At 49.0% G+C, this 765-nt stretch carries 1 protein-coding gene; it reads right to left on the reverse strand.

Annotated elements, in window-relative coordinates; translation table 11 throughout:
* The coding region (locus R7190_RS26955) for a BCCT family transporter (RefSeq protein WP_318137809.1) at positions 1–765 on the reverse strand (765 nt) is incomplete at both ends.

Consider the following 765-nt stretch of genomic DNA (forward strand, 5'->3'; position numbering starts at 1 on the left):
TTGGAACCAAGCTTCGTCGGTACGACCAAACGGGTTACTCAATGGAATGATGTTTTCTACGTACGCCATTAATGTTGTTGGGATCGAGCCTAAACTCGCCGCCCAGCCAATCAAACCAACAAGGATAAGCAGCAAAAACGCTACAACCATGTTGATGTTACTGATCACTTTTACGCCGCCGTCGATACCGCGAACAACAGAAACCACTGCGAGCAGAGTAACCACAGTGATAACGACAATTTGCAAACCTAAACCAGGTTCAACACCAAATACATGGTGAATACCACTTGCTGCCTGCTGAGCGCCCAAACCAAGTGATGTCGCTAGACCAAATAGCGTGGCAAGTACTGCAAGAATATCAACGATATGGCCAGCCCAGCCCCAAGCGCGATCGCCCAATAATGGGTAAAAGATCGAACGCATTGATAGAGGCAAACCTTTGTTGTAGGTGAAAAATGCAAGTGAAAGTGCCACAACGCCGTAAATTGCCCAAGGGTGGAGACCCCAGTGGAACATCGTCGCGCCTAGCGCCAAACGTGCGGCTTCTGGTGAGTTTGCTTCTACGCCGAGTGGCGTTTCGTACCAACCAGTGAAGTAAGCCACAGGTTCTGCCACACTCCAGAACATCAAACCAATTCCCATCCCTGCTGCAAACAACATGGCTAGCCAAGATAGAAAAGAGTAGTCCGCTACGGCATCAGAACCGCCCAAACGAATCTTACCCATAGGTGAAACGATCAATGCCAGACAGAACACCACAAAAAC

It is taken from the genome of Vibrio sp. 1078-1, from assembly GCF_033340475.1.